The sequence below is a fragment of the Flagellimonas aurea genome (assembly GCF_017313785.1).
Classification (GTDB): domain Bacteria; phylum Bacteroidota; class Bacteroidia; order Flavobacteriales; family Flavobacteriaceae; genus Flagellimonas; species Flagellimonas aurea.
This window is the reverse complement of record NZ_JAFLNL010000001.1, coordinates 591403-608964: the sequence shown is the minus strand read 5'-3', so window position 1 is coordinate 608964 and position 17562 is coordinate 591403. Positions and strand designations below refer to the sequence as shown.

Genomic DNA, 17562 nt, shown 5'->3' with positions numbered 1-17562 from the left:
TTACCTTCCATATCAAATTGAAAAAATGCAGCTCAACCTAAGCATCCCCGCCCTACTTTTTCCTGCCATTTCTTTGACCATGCTGGCCTATAATGCAAGATATTTGGCCATTGCGGCACTGATCAGGCAACTCCACAAACAGTTCGAGGAGACTTCCGCCCAGCCCCTAAAGCAACAAATCAATCAATTAAGAAACCGTTTGGGTATTATAAAGAACATGCAGGCGTCGGCCATTATCAGTTTTTTATTGGCGGCGGTGACGATGTTCCTTGTATATGTGGAAATGGAGGTATGGGCCAACATTATTTTTGGAATAAGTTTGGTTTTTTTAATGATTTCCTTGATTCTCTCTCTTTTAGAAGTACAGCTATCTACAAAAGCTCTAGGGATTCAATTAAAAAATATGGAGAAATAATCAGGCATTAAAACAATCTATGTAAGAATACTTCGTTACCGTTCTATTACTGAAAATACAATCGTCAATTGAAAAGGGCCTTGCACCAATCCTAACTGCCCATTGGTAAACCCGACCATAATGGAACAATCGCTTACATTTACTTTTGCCGAGTAATTTTTATATATCCTCAAGAATAGATTTATGCAGCGTGTTAAGGATTTGGAGTTTTTTAAAAAAATAAAACAGATCAAGGAATATGAGTTTGGCACTTTTTATTTTTTTGATGGATTGGTCATCTCAGAAATGAACGAAGGTGAAACCTTTAATTGGTCCAAAGCGGAAAAAATAATAGATGTAGCTTACGAAGTCTCAGGAAAGGATAGGCCAATTGCCTATATCAGCAATCGAATTAACAATTATTCCGTTGTACCCACGGATTGGCTAAAGTTTTACAAAAATCGCCATAAACTGGAATTCTATTCCATTGTTGCCTACAACAATAGCGGATTGACAAGTGTGATTTTAGAAAAATTATTCTTCAAAGATAAAATACGTCAGTTCTCAAGCCTTGAAGATGCCGTAGGATGGTGCTTTGCCAAAATCAACAATAGCGAAATTGACCAGCATACGTAAATGCTTTTGCCTTATCTGCTACGTTTAGCATTTTTATCCACGAACTGAACTATTTTTTTGGCCACATTGACACCCGTTGCGGCCTCAATTCCTTTTAAGCCGGGCGAGGCGTTCACCTCGATCAACAAAGGACCGTTCTTTGACCGAATCAAATCCACCCCGGCCACACCTAGCCCCAAATGTTTGGTGGCATTTATCGCCATAAACTTTTCTCTGGGCGTTAATTGTACTTTTTGTGTCTCGGCACCACGATGAACGTTGGACCTAAAATCATCCAGGCCGCTGGTTCGCTTCATGCTGGCCACAATTTTATTGTCAACAACAATTATCCGAAGGTCTTCGCCATTGGCTTCCTCGATATACTCCTGCAACAAAATGCTTGTATTCATATTGTACAGGGTATCTATGACAGATTTTGCAGATTTTTTGCTTTCGGCCAAGATAACCCCTTTGCCCTGGGTTCCTTCCTGCAGTTTGATTATTACCGGGGCACCGCCCAAGAGCTCAATCTGGTGGTCTACATTATTTGGATTGATGGAAAACACCGTTTTTGGTACTGGAATTCCCTTTTTGAACATCATTTGTAGGGTAGAGACCTTGTTCCTTGCCCGAATGATTCCAAGAGACTTTGCCGTGCTAAATACATGGCTCATCTCAAACTGCTTTACTATGGCAGCGCCATGCCTGGTAACAGTGGTTCCTATTCTGGGGACAATGGCATCGAAATCATCCGTAATATTCTCGGTTCCGTAAAAAATTTGTGGCTTGTCCCCTCCCAATTGTACCGAGCACTTTGTGTGATCGATATGCTCTACATAATGGCCTGCCTTTTCAAACTCCTCGGCGATTCTCCCAGAAGAATATACATTTAAGCTCACGGAAAGTATGGCAACGTCCATCGGTTCTTTAAATTTTATCCAAATTCGGACAATTATTTGGATTTTCCTTTTGCCGGCTGCTTTTCTTTTGATTCCAATTGGATTTACACCATAATTTTTGGCAGGTTCACGATTACCCTTGTTCCCAGTGCCTTTCCAGTTTCTTCGTCTTTTATATCGTAAATGGTATAGCTGAAATCTTCGTGGTATTTTTTAGAAAAAAAATCCAACCGATCCTGAACTATTGATAATCCCAACGATTGCCCTTTGAGCGGATTTTGAAGGTTTTTAAGACGGGAAGCCTGTCGTCCCACACCATTGTCTTCCACTATAACCTTAAGACAGTCCTCTTTATCGCTTTCCTGGACTTTAATAATCAACCGCCTTTTACCTCTTTTTGTTGTGAGTCCGTGCCAAATGGAGTTTTCCACAAAAGGCTGTAATATGAGCGAGGGAATCAAAATAGTGTCCGTAGATACTCCATCATCAATTTCGGCAATGTATTCAATATTGTTTTTGAAGCGGTCACTTTCAATTTCAGTGTACATTTCAATAATGGCCAACTCCTCTTTTATGGTGACAAGGTCCTTCCTTGAGCTTTCCAAGATTCCACGGATAAGCTTGGAAAACCTTCCCAAGTAATAAATGGCCTTTTCTTGATTGTTTTCTATCAAATAGGATTTAATGGAGTTGAGCGCATTGAAAATAAAATGAGGGTTCATTTGACTGCGCAGGGCATCGAGCCTGAGCTGTGCGAACCTGTTCTCCATTTTCATGGTGAGTTTTTCGGTTCTTTCCCTTTGGGCCTCCGAACTGAGCCCCTCTATTTCGGCCTTGGTCTGCAAAAGTTCATCCGAAAGTGTTCGGTTGATACTCTCCTTGATCACTTGGTTCTCTTCTAGCTGATCTATGTATTTTTTCTGTACTTGGGCCTTATCCCTATAGACCATTTTTTGCTCCAAACCAATGGCGAGGGCAAACAAGAGACTTTCCAACAATACCCCCAAGTAAAAAATATACAGTGTTTCGTCATTGGCCCTACTATCCTTAAACGAATACAAAGTGATGATGAGGTAGGACACAAAAAGTGCCGACATACCCGATAGGATGTACCACTTGATTATGCGATCCTGTTTCAGTACCAAATAGAATCCTCCCACAAACACGATCAGGCTCATGGGCAAAAAGAAAAACCCATGGAAATAATCGATCAAGTAGGATCGGCGATTCATCAATTGAACGGCCCATAAGGTCAAATATATCGGGGCAACGCCCAAATAGGCCCGGTATGCCCATTTAACGAATTTGGGATGTCCGTTTTTGAGCTGCATTATGTCCAGGACAAAAAAGCTGAACAGCATCGAGGCAAACAATTGTGTGGGGTAATGAACCCAGGCTACAAAGCCTCTTCCGGAAGGACTATGAAAAAAGTCCGAAAAAAAGACACCTTCCACATATTTCATCAACGTAACGCCGGTAACCAGGGCATATAAACAGTAAAAGAGGTAAAATCTTTTCTTATGCTGAAAAAACTGTATCAGAAAAAAAACAAAAAGATAGAACAGTACGGAAACCACAAAGAAACCAAATCCATTTTGGTTACTTTCCTTGAAGAAGTCTGTCAAATTTTTCAGCATAAGGGCATATTAGCTCATCCTATTTAAAAAAGCCTCTTTTTTGGTCCTTGAAACAGGTATTTTCTTTTGGTTCAACAAGACCAAGTACCCTTCGGACCGCAAATACTCTTTTACCTTTAGCAAATGGACGATGTAGGAATTGTGTACCCTGAAGAACATTCGATTGGGAAGCATGTCCTCCAGCTCTTTCAGTTTTTTTGATACCAATAACTGTTCTCCGGATTCCAAAAAGGCTTTTGAGTAATTCCCGTCCGATTCGCAATACACAATTTCGTTCACACGCAAGAACAAAATCTTTCCACTTACCGGAATCTGGACGATCTGTGGCGAACTTGCCCGGGAAAGGGCTTCAAACGTTTGTTCGAATTGATGTTTAAAACTTTGCGCTCCATTCAGCTTTTTCAGCTTTTCCACCACACCCAAAATATCGTCTTGATCTACTGGTTTCAACAGGTAATCCACCGCGCTTTCCTTAATGGCCCTAATGGCATATTGATTGTATGCTGTGGTGATAACTATGGCAAAGTTGCGATATTCCAATTTTTCCAAAAGAGAGAACCCGCTCATTTCGGGCATTTCAATATCCAAAAAAACACAATCGGGCTTTAGGTAATTGATTCCCGATATGGCCTCTACAGGAGAGGTGAATGTTTCAATGATCGAGATAAAGTCCGAGTGTTTCCTTAATTCCCAAGACAAGCTATTTATGGCGGCCAACTCGTCATCTACAATAATTACCCTCATGATGGTTTCTTCTTTACCCCAAATTATAAATTGAACCGCTACAAAACCCAACCATAGTGATATTTAACACAAAATGGTGTGTAAGCTACATGTATGCTGTACGAATGGTAAATCTTTCCAAAAAAGAAAGGAAAGTTCCATTGGCAATAAAAAACAACCAGCCAGCATAATAATATACACCTATGGTAAGGAACGAGTTCATCAACTGGTCCAGCAATTCTAATTTGACCTCTGAAACCCAAAAAATTTAAACATGAAAACAAGTGAATTATCAATTAAAGCATTTCTTTTAACAGTAATGTCGGTCGCGTTGATTGTCTCTTGCTCTCCAGAAGATGGTGAGGATGGTGCCGTTGGCCCACAAGGACCTCAAGGTGAGCAAGGGGTCGCCGGACCTGCAGGCCCTCAAGGGGAACAGGGGGAACAGGGCGAGCAAGGAGAAACAGGTACGGCCAATGTTATCTATTCGGATTGGATAGCATCCGAATTTGGAGGTCTTGCTGCAGCCGAAGAATCCGATCAATTGTTGGTTTCCTTTGGACTAGGGGAATTCAACAATGCAAATGACGTTCTCCTTGTCTATGGAAGACGTGAAATCAATGTAATATCAAACGAGGTCTATCAATTGCCCTTTGAGCTAATTTCCCAAAATGAAATCTATAGGTATAGATTATCTGAAGGTAGCGGATTTATAGCACTATATGTAGAAGCACTGGCCACTGATGGAGGAACCAACTTGTTTACTTATTTTGATGACTTCAGATATGTCCTCATCCCTGGTGGAGTATCCACTTCTGGTAAATCAAACATAGATTTTACCAAAATGAGCTACGAACAAGTCATCGAATATTTCAATATTCCTGAATAATCAGATTCTATAAAGTTCCCCCTAATTCAAAACACACCTATTATTTAAGCTCTTATATAAAGATGAAACAATTATTATACGTTCTCTTGGTGGTAATGATGCCTTCCGTAATGGCGGCCCAAGAACAAAGCGCTACCATTAAAGTATTGGCCAGGGCCATCCATGTGGATTCCTCTCCCACCTATAAAGCTACGGTTTCAATAAGTCCTGCATACTCTAGTTATGCTTCGGACGGCATGGATTTCGAGGAACTAAGATCCCTTTACCAAAAGGCATTGGAGTTGCAAGGTATCTCTTGGAAGGAAATCAAGGAGAGACCATATGAATTTGGTTTTGAGACCATGGGGTACGATAAAGAGGGTGCCATCTATGAATTTTCAACTTCGTCCATCGAAAAAATGAGGACCTTTTTGACCATAAAATCGTTGGGGCTTCAGCGTTTGAATAGCGTTGCTGTTATAAAAATAGATGAAAACGTGGCTAAACTACTCTATGGCAAAGCAATGGAAAACGCCAGAAAAAAAGCGTCCTTAATCGCGCTCACCCTGGGCAAGGAACTTGGTGATGTAATCACTGTAGAGGACAATCAATATCTTAACGAGCAAGTGGAAACCTCCATATATTACGATCGTCCAGTCGGGGAATACATCTATTCCCTTCAAGTGATCTTCGAAACCAAATAAACCTCAAAACCAACATCTCCCCCAAAATATCGCAATCCCTTTTCAAATCCAACATTCTGTACGGCATGTACGGATGTGCCCACTTTTTTATCGGAATTATTAATTCCGCCCAAGCTACATTGCGAACTTTTAGTATATCATTTTCAAAGCATTGCCCCTTCCCTATAATGTTTCTAAATAAGGGGGGTCTACTTGTTTATTACTTGTTAAAAACTCATTCGTGCCGTAAATTTGTGTAAAAACTAACTTCTAATGAGTTTGATAAAATCTTCGCTGGCCCGAAAATATGTTATGGCCCTATCGGGTCTTTTTTTGGTCACATTTTTGATTCTTCACGTGACCATTAATTTGGCCTCGGTATTTTCTCCTGATTTTTTTAATGAAGCATCCCACTTTATGGGCTACAATCCCATAGTCCAGTTCTTGATGCAGCCTATCCTTATTGCTGGTGTCATCGTACACTTTGTAATGGGTTTTGTTTTGGAAATCCAGAACAGAAAGGCCAGGAACGTGGGTTATGTTAAGTACAATGGTAGCGCCAATGCGCCCTGGGTTTCCCGAAACATGATTTATTCAGGTCTGGTCATCCTTGCATTCTTGGCATTGCACTTCTACGATTTTTGGATACACGAAATGGCCTACAAATATGTAGAGGCCAATCCTGAGGACCCCACACGTTATTATCATGAAACGGTAGAGAAATTTGCTCCTTTCTGGAGAACCATTCTTTACGTGGTTTCCTTTGTGTTGCTTAGCTTGCACTTGTGGCATGGCTTTGCTTCCTCTTTCCAATCCATGGGTGCCAATAACAAGTACACCGTTGGATTCACAAAATTTGCTAAAATATTTGCGGTAGTGGTACCCTTGGCATTTGCTTTTATCGCCTTGTATCACCACCTTAACCCAATAACACATTAAGTATGGGCATATTGGACTCTAAAATTCCATCTGGGCCATTGGCCGACAAATGGACCAAGCATAAAAACGACATCAATCTGGTTAACCCTGCCAACAAAAGGAACATAGACATCATTGTTGTAGGTACAGGACTTGCAGGTGGTGCCGCTGCAGCTACTTTGGCCGAGTTGGGTTACAATGTAAAAACATTCTGTTATCAAGATTCTCCGCGTAGGGCACACTCCATTGCTGCCCAGGGAGGGATCAATGCGGCAAAAAACTACCAAGGAGATGGCGATAGCAACTACCGCCTTTTCTACGATACCATAAAAGGTGGCGATTACCGCTCCCGTGAAGCCAACGTTTATCGACTGGCCGAGGTGTCAGGAAACATTATTGACCAATGTGTGGCACAAGGTGTTCCCTTTGCCCGTGAGTATGGTGGTATGTTGGACAACCGTTCTTTTGGTGGGGTTCTCGTATCGAGGACTTTTTATGCCAAAGGACAGACCGGTCAGCAATTATTGTTGGGTGCCTACTCTGCAATGAACCGTCAGATAAACCGTGGTAAGATTCAAGCCTTCAACCGTCATGAAATGATGGATTTGGTCTTGGTCGATGGTAAGGCAAGAGGAATTATCGCAAGGGACTTGGTAAGTGGAGAAATTGAAAGACATAGCGCCCACGCAGTAGTTTTGGCCACCGGAGGATATGGAAACGTATTTTTCCTTTCAACCAACGCCATGGGAAGCAATGTGATGGCCGCTTGGAGAGCGCACCGCAAAGGAGCTTTCTTCGCCAATCCATGTTTTACCCAAATCCACCCGACCTGTATTCCAGTTTCAGGTGACCATCAATCCAAATTGACGTTGATGTCGGAATCCCTTAGGAACGATGGACGAATCTGGGTGCCTGCGAAAAAAGAAGATGCTATTGCCGTACGCGAAGGCAAACTGAAGCCAACGGAAATTGCCGAAGAAGATAGGGACTATTATTTGGAAAGAAGATATCCCGCCTTTGGTAACCTTGTGCCCCGTGATGTGGCATCAAGGGCTGCCAAAGAACGTTGCGATGCAGGTTTTGGCGTAAACAAAACCGGAGAAGCGGTATTCTTGGACTTCGCATCTGCCATAGAGCGTTATGGAAAAGAAAAAGCTTTGACCTCTGGTCTCAAAGATCCGGACAAAGCAACCATCATCAAATTGGGAGAAGAAGTTGTTGAGGCCAAATACGGAAACCTGTTCCAGATGTACGAAAAAATCGTAGATCAGAATCCGTATAAGACCCCAATGATGATTTATCCTGCCGTGCATTATACCATGGGAGGTCTTTGGGTGGATTATAATCTACAGACCACCATTCCGGGGTGCTACGCTGCGGGCGAGGCCAATTTTAGTGATCACGGGGCAAACCGTTTGGGGGCTTCTGCGTTGATGCAAGGCCTTGCTGACGGTTATTTTGTGTTGCCTTACACCATTGGAGATTATCTATCAAAAGATATCAGAACCGGAAAAATACCAACAGACTCCAAGGAGTTTGAGGAAGCCGAAAAACAAGTTCGCGAGAGAATGGAAAAGTTGATGAGCGGTTCAGGAATCCATTCCGTAGACTACTACCACAAAAAGTTGGGCAAGATCATGTGGAACAAATGTGGTATGGCCCGAAATGAAAAAGAGCTTAAGGAAGCCATCAAGGAAATTTCTGCACTTAGAAAGGATTTCTGGGAGAACGTAAAAATTCCGGGAAGTATCGGTTCCAAAAACCAAGAGCTCGAAAAAGCCGGACGCGTTGCGGATTTCTTGGAGTTGGGGGAACTTTTCGCAAAAGATGCACTGCACAGAAACGAATCTTGTGGAGGTCACTTCCGTGAAGAGTATCAGACCGAAGAAGGTGAAGCTCTCCGTGATGACGAGAACTTTAAATACGTCGCCGCATGGGAGTACAAGGGAGAGCCTAAAGATGCCGAATTGCACAAAGAAGACTTGGTATACGAGAACATTGAACTGAAGACAAGATCCTACAAATAAGAAGCCATGAAATTATATCTAAAAATATGGCGTCAAAAAGACGCATCCACACCAGGAAAAATAGTTGATTATACACTTGATGGTGTAGAAGGAGATATGTCTTTCTTGGAAATGTTGGATATCCTAAATGAAGAATTGGTCTCCAAAGGAGAGGAACCCGTAGAATTTGACCACGATTGTAGGGAAGGTATCTGCGGAACATGTTCGCTTCAAATCAATGGGGAGCCCCATGGACCGGACAGATTGGTAACCACTTGTCAATTGCACATGAGAAAGTTCAATGATGGGGATACCATTGTCATTGAACCTTTCCGAGCCACTGCATTCCCGGTTATCAAGGATTTGATCGTGGACCGTAGTGCGTTTGACCGTATTCAGCAAGCCGGCGGATATATTTCCGTGAACACTTCTGGAAATACTATAGATGCCAACGCTATTCCCATCAATAAGCATGCTGCTGACGAAGCTATGGATGCTGCAACCTGCATTGGCTGTGGGGCCTGTGTGGCCGCTTGTAAAAATGCAAGTGCGATGTTGTTCACATCTGCCAAAGTTTCTCAATTTGCCCTGTTGCCCCAAGGTCAGGTGGAAGCTACCGAGCGTGTGCAGAACATGGTCCGCCAAATGGATTTGGAAGGTTTTGGTAACTGTACCAACACGGGAGCTTGTGAAGTGGAATGCCCAAAAGGTATCTCATTGACCAACATTGCTAGAATGAACCGTGAATACTTATCCGCTACCTTAAAAGGGTAAACAAATCTCATTTCGACATACAAAACCCAAATTCCAATAGGAGTTTGGGTTTTTTGTTATCTTACGGTATGCGCAAAGAATACCCAAAAGAACGCATCAAAGTGCCTCGATTCAATGAGGAATCAGGTTTCTATACGACACCGGAACGTTCCAAGATCATGGGAAAAATACGAGGTAAGAACACCAAGCCGGAACTTGCCTTTAGAAAAGCATTATGGCAATCGGGCTATAGATATCGAATCGATTATAAAAAACTCATCGGAAAGCCTGATATCGCCCTTAAAAAGTACAAGACCGTCATATTTATTGATGGGGAATACTGGCATGGCCATAATTGGGAAGAACGAAAGGAAAAAATCAAGACCAACCGTGAGTTCTGGATTCCAAAGATTGAACGCAACATACAACGGGACCAAGAAGTAAATCAGGCATTAAAGGACAAAGGATATACCGTCTTCCGATTTTGGGAAACTGAAATAAAAAAGGACTTGGATGGGTGTTTGGAGCAGGTATTGACCCACCTCAACAAGGTCAAAGCTGCTTTTTCACTATCCTAAAGACTTGTAGCACATCTTCCAAAGACAATTCAAAATCTTGAAATTCTGGAGAAGTATTCAAATTGTGGCAAACCAATGTCCTTTTTTCTTTATTATATCCTGTAAGCCGCTTACAGATAATCCTATCCGCACAAACCAATATATAGGATTGCCGCCATAAGGTCTCATTACGGGTCAACGATTCTTTTTTGATTTCCAGACCAAGAACGTATGCTTTGTTAGGAATGGATTCAGCACTGGAATCGTTCATGGAATCGCCAGATACTTCGAATATACGGTGGGGTTCTTCGGTTAAAAAATCAATAATAAAACCTCCCTGAAATGGATTGCTGAAGTTATCCTTCCGTATATTTACAATATATTCTTTTTGCCACTCTATCAGTATCAAAGGAGCCATAACCAAATATTTACCATGCTCCAATGGGTAAAAAACGCTTCCATGCTTGGTAAATGGCTGACGTTTGGTATAGGCCTCGCCCATATCGTTTACCTCGTGCATGTACAGCTCGGCAATGGTAAGGCCAAAATACTCGGCTATCTTGGTTAGATTTTTGATCGGGATATTGGCGTCCTTGCGTTCGTAGAGCTGAATCGTACGAAGACTTACCCCAATTTCCTCGCCCAATTGCGATTGACTTATATTATTTTTTCTTCGTAACTGCTTGATTATATACATTTATTTCTATATTGTGTACTATTGTTACGCAATATGCGCTTAACGCAGCAATCTATCTACTTTTCTGTAATTGGGTTACAAGCCAAATATAGAAAATAGGATCTGACCCCGACATATAATTATTTAAACTTGAATTATATATGGGTTCCATGAAAGGCCTTGGGCCACTCCTTAAAATCGAACTGATCTTTACTGATGAAAATTACGGCAAACCGATAAGCAAAAAGCTCTCCGAGGTTCTCCGCAGAAACACATCCAAAAACGATTTGGCCAATATTGCCATTAAGAGCAATGTGAGCTTTTCCACTATTCGTGATGTGGTATACAGAACAAATAGTCTAACAAAGCTGAATGCAAAGGCAATCTCTCTGTTGATGCATGCCGCTTTTGAAAACTCCGTAGCGCATAAATTACAAGCGGGGGGGATAATGTTTACCTGGGCGGATTACTTAATATTTAGCCGGAGCAACCAGTCTGTCTGCCTATCTGAACCAATATAATACGGATGTTCCCCAAACTTGGCAAAGCCATGCCTTTGGTAAAATTGAATGGCTTTTGGGTTGTGCTCCCAAACTCCCAACCAAATGTAATTCTTCTTTAATGATTCAGCTTGGGCCATTACTTTCTTGAGCATCCAAGAACCGATTTTTTTGCCCTGATGTTCTCCTATAACATAAATGCGTTCAATTTCCAGGGCATTGGGGTCGTGCACATCGGTTTGGGCGGCACCAATATTCAATTTGAAATAGCCCACCAATGTTTCATCGTCATAAACAAAATGAAAAAGACTATCCCTATTTGCGAGTTCGGCGGCTAGCTTTTTATAATGGAAGGCCTCATTGATATATTTCTGGAAGTCTTCGGGGTCGTTGTCCTTTTCAAAGGCATCGGAAAAGGTGCTTTTGGATATATTCACCAAGGTATCCAAATCGGTACCCTCGCATTCCCGAAAGTGAAGCGACATATCTGAATGGTTTTCTTTAAAATTATAGCAAAAAAAAGAGCCGAACAAGGGTGTTGGCTCCAAATTTTTCAGGGGGATATTACTGATTTAAAGCATAAAAAGCTTTTTAATCAAAAGCATAAATCCTGTGAAAAAATCGTTTCGGTAAACTTGGACGTTTTCATCCATTGTAGTCTGTGTTTTTAGTGCCATGGTCAAAGCGGTTTTGGTGGTGTTAATTTGGGTAAAAATTTCGATATAACCAAATATATAATCGATGAACGGCATTCTAAAACTATTGTTGTGTAATAGCTTTAAAATGTTGTAAAAATGCCAAGGATATTTATTAAATCCTCATTTCCGGAACGTCACCATCCACAACCAACCTCCCTTCGGTTGCGTTCTTGATTTCCTCTACGGAAACACCTGGTGCTCTTTCCAACAGTTTAAATCCTTGGTCCGTCACCTCCAATACCGCAAGGTTGGTCACGATTTTTGTAACGCAACCCACGCCCGTCAACGGCAACGTACATCTTTTTAAAAGTTTTGAATCTCCGTCCCTGTTGGTGTGCATCATTGCCACTATGATGTTTTCCGCAGATGCCACCAAATCCATGGCGCCTCCCATACCCTTCACCATTTTACCGGGTATCTTCCAATTGGCGATATCACCGTTCTCCGCCACTTCCATAGCGCCTAAAATGGTTAAGTGGACATGTTGGCCACGTATCATGCCAAAACTGGTTGCAGAATCAAAGAATGAAGCGCCGGGCAATGTGGTAATGGTCTGTTTGCCTGCATTAATTATATCGGCATCTTCTTCCCCTTCGAAAGGGAAAGGACCCATCCCAAGAACGCCATTCTCACTTTGAAATTCTACACTGATATCGTCCCGCACGAAATTGGCGACCAATGTGGGTATTCCTATACCGAGGTTGACGTAGTATCCGTCCTTGACCTCTTTCGCTATACGTTTTGCTATTCCGTTTTTATCCAACATATCTATGCTTTCTGTCTAACTGTTCGTTGCTCAATTCTTTTCTCATACTTCCGCCCTTGGAAAATTCGCTGTACAAATATTCCGGGAATATGAATCTGGTTGGGGTCCAAACTACCTGCCGGAAGTAGTTCTTCTACCTCGGCCACGGTAATTGTAGCCGCACCACACATACATGGATTAAAATTACGCGCAGTCCCTTTAAAGATGAGATTGCCTGCCTCGTCTCCTTTCCAAGCTTTGACAAAAGCGAAATCAGCTTTAAAAGCGGGCTCCAAAACATACATCTTGCCATCGAACTCACGGGTTTCCTTGCCTTCAGCCACCTCGGTTCCGTATCCCGCAGGGGTATAAAAGGCAGGGAACCCTGCCTGTGCCGCTCTGCATTTCTCTGCAAGCGTTCCTTGGGGTGTCAGTTCCACTTCCAGTTCGCCGCTCAGCATCTGACGTTCGAACTCGTCATTTTCGCCCACGTAGGAGGATATCATTTTTTTGATTTGATGCTTTTGCAAGAGCAGTCCCAGTCCAAAATCATCCACTCCGGCATTGTTGGATATGCAAGTGATATCTTTAATACCCAATTGCACGAGTTCGTCAATAGCATTCTCCGGTATTCCGCATAGGCCAAATCCACCTAACATGAACGTCATTCCATCTTCTACTCCCTTCAAGGCATCGGCTACATTGGCAACTTTTTTATTGATCATAGAATTCTTATTAATATTCCCTGAAATTACGATTTAAATAAAAAAGCCCCAAGCAAATTAGAATATGCTTGGGGCTTTATTTTTTCAAAAATGAGTTGAACTAGAAGTCTAAGTCGTCCAAATCATCATCGGTATCGATATTTTCGTCTTTTTGTTGTTGGGAACAATCCAAATCTATTGACATTTCTTCTGGCACCTCAAAAGCTTCCTTTGAAACACCAATTTCATCGTTGGCATAGTTCTTTTTCATATAAAGGGCCCAAATCGGCAATGCCATAGATGCCCCCTGACCATAACTTAATCCACTAAAGTGTATGGACCTATCGTCTCCACCGACCCAAACACCGGTCACTAAATTGGGCACCATTCCCATAAACCAACCATCACTTTGGTTCTGTGTGGTCCCTGTTTTACCTGCTATCGGGTTTGTCAATTCGTATGGGTAGCCGGTTATAATTTTCTTATATACGGTGTTGTTCTTTCCATAAGTATGCCTTAGACGTCCCCCAGAACCGTATTGGGTTACCCCTTCCAAAAGATTGATCATCGCATAGGCAACATCCTTACTCAAGACATCCTTTGTTTCTGGTTTGTATTCAAAAAGCACGGTGCCATTTTTGTCCTCGATGCGTGTTACCATTACGGGCTTCACATATACACCTTGGTTCGCATAAGTCCCGAAGGCGCCCACCATTTCATACACACTTACATCTGGAGTACCGAGTGCAATGGATGGTACTGCAGGGATTTCCTTGGTAATCCCCATATTTTTGGCCATGGAAACTACAGCTCCCGGGCCTACTCTATCAATAAGTTGCGCTGTGATGGTGTTTACCGAATTGGCCAGTGCATTCTTTAAGGTCATATCATCCCCTGAATATTTTCCATCGGAATTCTTTGGCGTCCATGCCAACATATTCCCATGCTTTCCTGGCTCAATACTATATTGGTTATCAGGAAGGGTATAACAGGGAGAATATCGTAATTGATCAATGGCAGCTGCATATACAAATGGCTTAAACAATGATCCAGCTTGTCTTGAACCTTGAATAACATTATCGTACTGAAAGTGTTTGTAATCAATTCCGCCAACCCATGCCTTTACGTGACCGGTCTGGGGTTCCATGGACATCATGGCGGTGCGTAGGAAGGTCTTGTAGTACCTAATGGAGTCCATCGGTGTCATGATAGTGTCTTTCTCGTAGGAATCGCTGTTCCAATCAAAAACGGTCATTTCCGTTTGTTTATGGAAAGTGGCCTCGATATCTTTTTCGGACAATCCTTCTCGCTTCAAATGACGCCATCTTGCAGAACGCTTCATGGCATTTCGCAAAATAGTATCTATTTCTCCTTTTCGTAAATCCAAAAAAGGAGCGGTAGGGTTACGGTCTGGTGTGTTTTGATGGAAGAATTCGGCTTGCAAATTACTCATGTGCTCCTGTACGGCTTCTTCCGCATTACGCTGCATTCTGGAGTCGATGGTGGTGTAGACTTTCAGTCCATCCAAATATATATTGTAATGCTCCCCGTCCGGTTTTGGGTTTTCACGGACCCACTGGTTCAAATAGCGCTGCATGTACATCCTAAAATAGGTGGCCAATCCTTCCCTATGCGATTCGGGATTAAAATTTATTTTCATTTCCCTGCTTTGCAACGAGTCTTTCTCCTTTTCTGTGATATATCCATACTTTGCCATTTGTCCAAGTACGGTATTGCGTCGATTGAACACCAGTTCCTCACGGCGCATTGGATTGTAGAGCGATGAGTTCTTGAGCATGCCCACTAAAACAGCGGATTCTTCGGTTTTGAGATCGGCAGGCTCTTTTCCAAAGTAAATCCTGGATGCGGAACGAATGCCGTCCGCATTGTACCCAAAATCGTAAATATTAAGGTACATCGCTATGATTTCCTGTTTGGTATAGTTTCTCTCCAAACGGGTTGCAATGACCCACTCCTTTATTTTTTGGGTTACTGCCTCAAACAAGTTCCTGGATCTAACTCCCACAAAAAGTTGGCGTGCCAATTGCTGCGAAATGGTACTTGCCCCACCCTTGGTCCCCAAAAAGGCCAAGGCCCTTGCAAATCCGCGGGCATCAATACCGGAATGGTCGTAATATCTGGCATCCTCGGTAGCTACCAAGGCATCTACAATGTTTTGCGGAAGGGTTTCGTAGTCTACCCAAGTTCTGTTGTCGTCCAAATAGAGTTTCCCCAAAGTTTCACCATCAGAGGAGATAAACTCGGTGGCCAAGTTGGTCTCGGGATTTTCCAAACGCTCAAAGGTTGGCATTTCCCCAAACACTCCCCATGAGGCCAGTAGAAAAATAAGTACTACGGATAGGACACCTGCTCCGAATATGATCCAAAACCACTTGATAAAGGGGAAAAAATTCTGCTGCTGTTTTTTGTGACGTTTCTTTGCCATTATAATTTGGGTGCTTTTTCTATTTCCAAACCAACATCCGTTATTCCCTCCAAAACATGGAGGCCTTCCACATCGCCATTTTTACGCATGGCATGGGAAATATTCACCTTATATACGCCGGAATCGGGAAAATCGATGTTTTCCTTGAACCAAAGTTTATTTTCCTTGACGCTGCCCATTCCTTTTCCAAGCCATTCCCCATTGGGTTCGGCCATTCTGTATTCCAACGTGTCCTTAACGGTATTGCCGCTCGGATATTCTAACTCGGTTATCAAAAATAAATTGCTAAAGGCAAAATTATCATCGTTCCTAATGTTTATGAACAGGTTGTAGGTTTGGGTAGAATCCAGTTCCGAAAATTGAAAATCGACATCTTGGCCCATCTCCCATTTGGCTTCCTTAACCGGTTTATACTCTGAATAAACCAACAATTCGTTACAAGACGACAGGGTAAGAATCGCAATCGAAAGAAACAAAAATTTATTTCGCATTGGAGGATGCTTTGGATTTTGGTTTTCTACGCTTTTTCTTTCTTCTCTTCTTGTTCTTCGGCCTATCAAAACGGGTAAGGCTGTCCTGGCCTACGACATTTTCGAAAGTAGTCTTTTCTTCCGCTACATTATCTGCGGCGTACTCCTCAAGACTGGCAACTTTATCACCTTTTTTGTTAAGTTCCAGAATTTCCAAAACTTGGTCTTTGGAAAGGGTGTGCCAAGTTGCTGGCTCATCTTTATACGAAAACCAAAGGGTTTCTTTAAAGATATCCGCCTTTTGGCAGAAGGCCAATCCTTTTTGGGTCTTAAGCTTGCAATCCGATGGTGGGAAATCTTTCAATGCTTCCAGATACATGTCCAGCTCATAGTTGAGGCAACATTTGAGCTTTCCACATTGCCCGGCCAATTTTTGGGGGTTCAAGGCCAATTGCTGATAACGTGCCGATGCCGTGCTCACGGACCTGAAATCCGTCAACCAGGTAGAACAGCAAAGTTCGCGTCCGCAGGAACCGATGCCCCCCAACCGCTGTGCTTCTTGTCTATAACCGATTTGACGCATCTCTATTCGGATTCCAAAGGCCTTGGCCATATCCTTGATCAACTGTCTAAAATCAACACGATCCTCTGCAGTGTAATAAAACGTTGCCTTGGACCCGTCTCCCTGGAACTCTACATCGCTGAGTTTCATTTCGAGCTTTAACGAAATGGCTATTTCCCGGGAACGTTTTTTTATTTCCTCTTCCCTATCCCTACATTTTTGCCAAATATCGATGTCCCGTTGCGTGGCCTTTCGGTAAATCTTGGGAATGGTCTTGTCGTCCAGGGATACCTTTTTGCGCTTCATTTGAATACGCACCAATTCGCCGGTCAGGGTCACCACACCAACATCGTGGCCCGATTTGGCCTGAGTGGCCACCACATCGCCAATGGACAAGGTAAGATTCTCCGTATTTCGATAGAATTCCTTTCTACTGTTTTTGAAACGTACCTCAACGCAATCAAAAGGTTTTTGACCGTTGGGCAACGACATATTGGAAAGCCAGTCAAAGACTGTCAGCTTGTTACAACCATCAGTGCCGCAAGTACCATTGTTCTTGCAACCACGCGGTTGTCCATCCTTGCCGGTTGAACAACTGCTACACGCCATATATAATATCTTGATTTAAGGAAACTTAATGCGCTTCCCTAAAAAGGGTTCATAAAAAATTACTAGTTGTAAATATACTACAAATTGTTGCAGCATTGA

At 42.5% G+C, this 17562-nt stretch carries 19 protein-coding genes; 9 read left to right on the top strand and 10 right to left on the bottom strand.

Annotation, left to right across the window (positions count from 1 at the left end; genetic code table 11):
• The first annotated feature begins 25 nt into the window (after positions 1-25).
• Entirely contained in the window at positions 26-415 is a 390-nt protein-coding gene (locus J0656_RS02695) for a DUF2721 domain-containing protein (protein WP_207031320.1), read from the top strand.
• Between the two features lie 183 nt (positions 416-598).
• Complete coding sequence (locus tag J0656_RS02690; RefSeq protein ID WP_207031319.1) at positions 599-1030, top strand: hypothetical protein; 432 nt, start codon at positions 599-601, stop codon at positions 1028-1030.
• 11 nt (positions 1031-1041) lie between these two features.
• On the opposite strand, the gene J0656_RS02685 is transcribed toward J0656_RS02690, so the two are convergent.
• From J0656_RS02685 to J0656_RS02675, 3 genes are all read right to left on the bottom strand, one after another.
• Complete coding sequence (locus tag J0656_RS02685; RefSeq protein ID WP_207031318.1) at positions 1042-1929, bottom strand: RimK family alpha-L-glutamate ligase; 888 nt, start codon at positions 1927-1929, stop codon at positions 1042-1044.
• A gap of 83 nt (positions 1930-2012) precedes the next feature.
• A complete protein-coding gene (locus J0656_RS02680; RefSeq protein WP_207031316.1) occupies positions 2013-3545 on the bottom strand; it encodes a sensor histidine kinase in 1533 nt (510 codons plus the stop codon).
• A 9-nt stretch (positions 3546-3554) separates the two neighbouring features.
• On the bottom strand, positions 3555-4289 hold the full coding sequence (locus J0656_RS02675) for a LytR/AlgR family response regulator transcription factor (RefSeq protein ID WP_207031314.1): 735 nt from the start codon (positions 4287-4289) through the stop codon (positions 3555-3557).
• A 253-nt stretch (positions 4290-4542) separates the two neighbouring features.
• Between J0656_RS02675 and J0656_RS02670 the strand changes: the two genes are divergently transcribed.
• The 6 genes from J0656_RS02670 to J0656_RS02645 all read left to right on the top strand — a co-directional run bounded on the left by J0656_RS02670 (position 4543) and on the right by J0656_RS02645 (position 10074).
• The gene (locus J0656_RS02670) at positions 4543-5157 is read left to right on the top strand and encodes a collagen-like protein (RefSeq protein WP_207031313.1); all 615 of its coding nucleotides are present in this window, start codon (positions 4543-4545) and stop codon (positions 5155-5157) included.
• A 62-nt stretch (positions 5158-5219) separates the two neighbouring features.
• Positions 5220-5840 (top strand): SIMPL domain-containing protein, encoded by a 621-nt coding sequence (locus tag J0656_RS02665; protein WP_207031312.1) that lies wholly within the window; start codon positions 5220-5222, stop codon positions 5838-5840.
• 252 nt (positions 5841-6092) lie between these two features.
• Entirely contained in the window at positions 6093-6758 is a 666-nt protein-coding gene (locus J0656_RS02660) for a succinate dehydrogenase cytochrome b subunit (RefSeq protein WP_207031311.1), read from the top strand.
• A 2-nt stretch (positions 6759-6760) separates the two neighbouring features.
• Complete coding sequence (locus J0656_RS02655) at positions 6761-8764, top strand: fumarate reductase/succinate dehydrogenase flavoprotein subunit (protein ID WP_207031310.1); 2004 nt, start codon at positions 6761-6763, stop codon at positions 8762-8764.
• Between the two features lie 6 nt (positions 8765-8770).
• Positions 8771-9517 (top strand): succinate dehydrogenase/fumarate reductase iron-sulfur subunit, encoded by a 747-nt coding sequence (locus J0656_RS02650; RefSeq protein WP_207031309.1) that lies wholly within the window; start codon positions 8771-8773, stop codon positions 9515-9517.
• 68 nt (positions 9518-9585) lie between these two features.
• Entirely contained in the window at positions 9586-10074 is a 489-nt protein-coding gene (locus J0656_RS02645; RefSeq protein WP_207031308.1) for a very short patch repair endonuclease, read from the top strand.
• Here J0656_RS02645 and J0656_RS02640 read toward each other — a convergent pair.
• On the bottom strand, positions 10049-10750 hold the full coding sequence (locus J0656_RS02640; RefSeq protein ID WP_207031307.1) for a helix-turn-helix domain-containing protein: 702 nt from the start codon (positions 10748-10750) through the stop codon (positions 10049-10051). The genes J0656_RS02645 and J0656_RS02640 overlap by 26 nt on opposite strands.
• A 140-nt stretch (positions 10751-10890) precedes the next feature.
• On the opposite strand from J0656_RS02640, the gene J0656_RS02635 reads away from it, so the two are divergent.
• Positions 10891-11250: a hypothetical protein gene (locus J0656_RS02635; RefSeq protein ID WP_207031305.1), complete on the top strand. Its 360-nt coding sequence runs from the start codon at positions 10891-10893 to the stop codon at positions 11248-11250.
• Here the strand turns inward: J0656_RS02635 and J0656_RS02630 are convergent.
• The 6 genes from J0656_RS02630 to J0656_RS02605 form a co-directional block, all read right to left on the bottom strand.
• Entirely contained in the window at positions 11196-11714 is a 519-nt protein-coding gene (locus J0656_RS02630; RefSeq protein WP_207031303.1) for a GNAT family N-acetyltransferase, read from the bottom strand. The two genes, J0656_RS02635 and J0656_RS02630, sit on opposite strands and share 55 nt — an antisense overlap.
• 325 nt (positions 11715-12039) lie before the next feature.
• Positions 12040-12693, bottom strand: coding sequence for a CoA transferase subunit B (locus J0656_RS02625; RefSeq protein ID WP_207031302.1), 654 nt, complete (start codon positions 12691-12693; stop codon positions 12040-12042).
• Between the two features lie 2 nt (positions 12694-12695).
• Entirely contained in the window at positions 12696-13397 is a 702-nt protein-coding gene (locus tag J0656_RS02620) for a CoA transferase subunit A (RefSeq protein WP_207031300.1), read from the bottom strand.
• A gap of 100 nt (positions 13398-13497) precedes the next feature.
• Positions 13498-15822, bottom strand: coding sequence for a penicillin-binding protein 1A (locus tag J0656_RS02615; RefSeq protein WP_207031298.1), 2325 nt, complete (start codon positions 15820-15822; stop codon positions 13498-13500).
• The gene (locus J0656_RS02610) at positions 15822-16313 is read right to left on the bottom strand and encodes a gliding motility lipoprotein GldH (protein WP_207031295.1); all 492 of its coding nucleotides are present in this window, start codon (positions 16311-16313) and stop codon (positions 15822-15824) included. Before J0656_RS02610 ends, J0656_RS02615 begins: the two co-directional genes overlap by 1 nt.
• A complete protein-coding gene (locus J0656_RS02605) occupies positions 16303-17463 on the bottom strand; it encodes a PSP1 domain-containing protein (RefSeq protein ID WP_207031293.1) in 1161 nt (386 codons plus the stop codon). The genes J0656_RS02610 and J0656_RS02605 overlap by 11 nt, the downstream gene beginning before the upstream one ends.
• Positions 17464-17562: the final 99 nt, after the last annotated feature.

What these genes read in the sequence shown, in the direction of transcription:
- J0656_RS02650 (WP_207031309.1), top strand. Translation starts at nt 8,771, where the DNA reads ATGAAATTATATCTAAAAATATGGCGTCAAAAAGACGCATCCACACCA.
- J0656_RS02670 (WP_207031313.1), top strand. Translation starts at nt 4,543, where the DNA reads ATGAAAACAAGTGAATTATCAATTAAAGCATTTCTTTTAACAGTAATG.
- J0656_RS02645 (WP_207031308.1), top strand. Translation starts at nt 9,586, where the DNA reads ATGCGCAAAGAATACCCAAAAGAACGCATCAAAGTGCCTCGATTCAAT.
- J0656_RS02625 (WP_207031302.1), bottom strand. Translation starts at nt 12,693, where the DNA reads ATGTTGGATAAAAACGGAATAGCAAAACGTATAGCGAAAGAGGTCAAG.
- J0656_RS02640 (WP_207031307.1), bottom strand. Translation starts at nt 10,750, where the DNA reads ATGTATATAATCAAGCAGTTACGAAGAAAAAATAATATAAGTCAATCG.
- J0656_RS02635 (WP_207031305.1), top strand. Translation starts at nt 10,891, where the DNA reads ATGGGTTCCATGAAAGGCCTTGGGCCACTCCTTAAAATCGAACTGATC.
- J0656_RS02685 (WP_207031318.1), bottom strand. Translation starts at nt 1,929, where the DNA reads ATGGACGTTGCCATACTTTCCGTGAGCTTAAATGTATATTCTTCTGGG.
- J0656_RS02605 (WP_207031293.1), bottom strand. Translation starts at nt 17,463, where the DNA reads ATGGCGTGTAGCAGTTGTTCAACCGGCAAGGATGGACAACCGCGTGGT.
- J0656_RS02675 (WP_207031314.1), bottom strand. Translation starts at nt 4,289, where the DNA reads ATGAGGGTAATTATTGTAGATGACGAGTTGGCCGCCATAAATAGCTTG.
- J0656_RS02695 (WP_207031320.1), top strand. Translation starts at nt 26, where the DNA reads ATGCAGCTCAACCTAAGCATCCCCGCCCTACTTTTTCCTGCCATTTCT.
- J0656_RS02690 (WP_207031319.1), top strand. Translation starts at nt 599, where the DNA reads ATGCAGCGTGTTAAGGATTTGGAGTTTTTTAAAAAAATAAAACAGATC.
- J0656_RS02630 (WP_207031303.1), bottom strand. Translation starts at nt 11,714, where the DNA reads ATGTCGCTTCACTTTCGGGAATGCGAGGGTACCGATTTGGATACCTTG.
- J0656_RS02655 (WP_207031310.1), top strand. Translation starts at nt 6,761, where the DNA reads ATGGGCATATTGGACTCTAAAATTCCATCTGGGCCATTGGCCGACAAA.
- J0656_RS02615 (WP_207031298.1), bottom strand. Translation starts at nt 15,822, where the DNA reads ATGGCAAAGAAACGTCACAAAAAACAGCAGCAGAATTTTTTCCCCTTT.
- J0656_RS02680 (WP_207031316.1), bottom strand. Translation starts at nt 3,545, where the DNA reads ATGCTGAAAAATTTGACAGACTTCTTCAAGGAAAGTAACCAAAATGGA.
- J0656_RS02660 (WP_207031311.1), top strand. Translation starts at nt 6,093, where the DNA reads ATGAGTTTGATAAAATCTTCGCTGGCCCGAAAATATGTTATGGCCCTA.
- J0656_RS02665 (WP_207031312.1), top strand. Translation starts at nt 5,220, where the DNA reads ATGAAACAATTATTATACGTTCTCTTGGTGGTAATGATGCCTTCCGTA.
- J0656_RS02610 (WP_207031295.1), bottom strand. Translation starts at nt 16,313, where the DNA reads ATGCGAAATAAATTTTTGTTTCTTTCGATTGCGATTCTTACCCTGTCG.
- J0656_RS02620 (WP_207031300.1), bottom strand. Translation starts at nt 13,397, where the DNA reads ATGATCAATAAAAAAGTTGCCAATGTAGCCGATGCCTTGAAGGGAGTA.